Source organism: Desulfosarcina cetonica JCM 12296 (assembly GCF_001311845.1).
In the GTDB taxonomy this organism is placed as follows: Bacteria; Desulfobacterota; Desulfobacteria; order Desulfobacterales; family Desulfosarcinaceae; genus Desulfosarcina; species Desulfosarcina cetonica.
In genome coordinates, this window is sequence record NZ_BBCC01000412.1 from 1 (window position 1) to 1,912 (window position 1,912).

2 protein-coding genes are annotated in these 1,912 nt (G+C 65.7%); one reads left to right on the forward strand and one right to left on the reverse strand.

Translation table 11 applies throughout. The features are described 5' to 3' along the window. Positions 1–181: 181 nt before the first annotated feature. Positions 182–1,183 carry a hydroxymethylglutaryl-CoA lyase gene (locus tag JCM12296_RS34470; protein ID WP_157068186.1) on the reverse strand — a complete coding sequence of 334 codons (1,002 nt, stop codon included), beginning with the start codon at positions 1,181–1,183 and terminating at the stop codon, positions 182–184. 211 nt (positions 1,184–1,394) lie between these two features. On the opposite strand from JCM12296_RS34470, the gene JCM12296_RS34475 reads away from it, so the two are divergent. Next, on the forward strand, positions 1,395–1,912 hold a 518-nt coding region (locus tag JCM12296_RS34475; protein ID WP_172684263.1), incomplete at its 3' end, for an ADP-ribosylglycohydrolase family protein.

A 1,912-nucleotide genomic window follows, 5' to 3' on the forward strand; every position in this document is an offset into this window, starting at 1 on the left:
GGCTGACACGGTGCCGGAATTGCTGGCGGGCGGTCGCTACCTGCCGTGCCTGGACGACCGGCCGCGTAGCCATGTGCCGCTGGCGCATTACCGCTTGTACCGGGATCTGCTGGCATCCATCGCCCAGGGAGGCCGGATATGACCGGCATCCGCCCGCCCGTTATCGACGCCCACTGCGGCATCATCGACCCCTCCGGGGCCCACTAAACCCGACGCTGGTGCTTGGGCCTGGCTGCAAAGGCCCGTCAGCTTTGGCCGGACGCGTGTTTGCAGCAGACCGTACCCGTGGAGAAGGGGCAGGCGGCGCAGACCGGGGAGCCCTTTTCCGGCAGGCGACGGCGGGCGTCGATGCGGTAGGGGCCAGATGCTCCAGGGACGCGGCCAGGCGCCTGCGGTCGACCCCGGTGGGGATGCCGCGTTCCTCCAGGGCGGCCACGATATCATCGGTGGCCACATTGCCGCTGGCCCCGGGGGCATAGGGGCAGCCGCCCAGACCGCCCACACTGGCATCGATGGCAGGGATGCCGGCCTCCCAGGCGGCCAGCGCATTCACCACCCCCCGGCCGTAGGTGTCGTGGAAATGCGCCGCCATCCGCTCGGCCGCGATGTGTGGCCGGAGTTGGTCGAACAGCCGTGCAACCTCTTCGGGCGTGGCCTTGCCTATCGTATCGGAAATGGCCACTTCGTCGACACCGATCGCCATCAACCGATTGACCACGGCAATCACAGCTGCCGGCGCGATGTGTCCCTCGAAGGCGCACCAGAAGGCGGTGGACACATATCCCCGCACCGGCAGGCCGGCAGCGTGGGCCGCGGCCACCACCGGGCGAAAGCGTGCCATGGAACCTTCGATGCTGGTGTTGATGTTCTTGCGGGCAAAGGTTTCGCTGGCGGCGGTGAACACGGCGATCTTGTCCGCCCCCGCTGCCAGGGCCTGATCCAGCCCTTGGCGGTTGGGCACCAGGGCCGAGTAAACGACCCCTGGACGGCGGGTGATTCCGGCGAACACCGCGGCGGCATCACGCAATTGGGGCACCCAGCGCGGAGAAACAAAGGCGCTGACCTCGATTTCGGCCACCCCGCTGTCGGACAGGGCGTCCACAAAGGCGATCTTGGCGGCGGCGGGTATTGGTGCAGTTTCGTTCTGAAGCCCATCGCGTGGGCCGACTTCGACGATGCGCATGTTCGCTTCTCCCTCGTGTGGGGTAGGGGACCTGGCTCCCGGGTGGCACGGAAGCCGGAATTATGTTGCCAGGATGGGCCGCGGGCATTACGGTAACGTTTATTTATCTTAATCCCCGCCGGCCCGAAGGCAAGCCCTGGAAGACAAATGCTGTGCAGGCGCGTATCCTTTGAGTGTAACTAACGGTCGCCTGATGGATGGAAACGACGCCATGAAACCAACACTTGACACCTCGATATCCCCAGAACCGTCGCCGGCAACACGAATTCTCGGTGCCCTGCTGGGCGGCGCCGTGGGCGATGCCCTGGGCGCCCCGGTGGAATTCTTCAGCCTGGACGAAATCCGGCGCCGCCATGGTCCATCCGGCGTGACCGGGTTTGAAAAAGCCTTTGGGCGAAAAGGCGCAATCACCGACGATACCCAGATGAGTCTTTTCACCGCCGAGGGTCTGATCCTTTCCCGCGTTAGGCAGGACGATGCCGATGCGGGCTTGGCGGCCACCGCCATTTACCATGCCTATCTGCGCTGGCTTTACACCCAGGACACCGCGCGGCAGGCACAACTGATTCGGCAGCACGGCACCTGTGCGGTGATCGACGGCATGCTCACTACCCATGCGGGGCTTTTGCCTGGCGCGCGCCGGGCCAGACCTGCCTGTCCGCCTTGCGTTCGGGACGCATGGGGACGATTGCGCAGCCGATCAACGCCAGCAAGGGCTGTGGCGGAGTG

What these genes read in the sequence shown, in the direction of transcription:
- JCM12296_RS34470 (WP_157068186.1), bottom strand. Translation starts at nt 1,183, where the DNA reads ATGCGCATCGTCGAAGTCGGCCCACGCGATGGGCTTCAGAACGAAACT.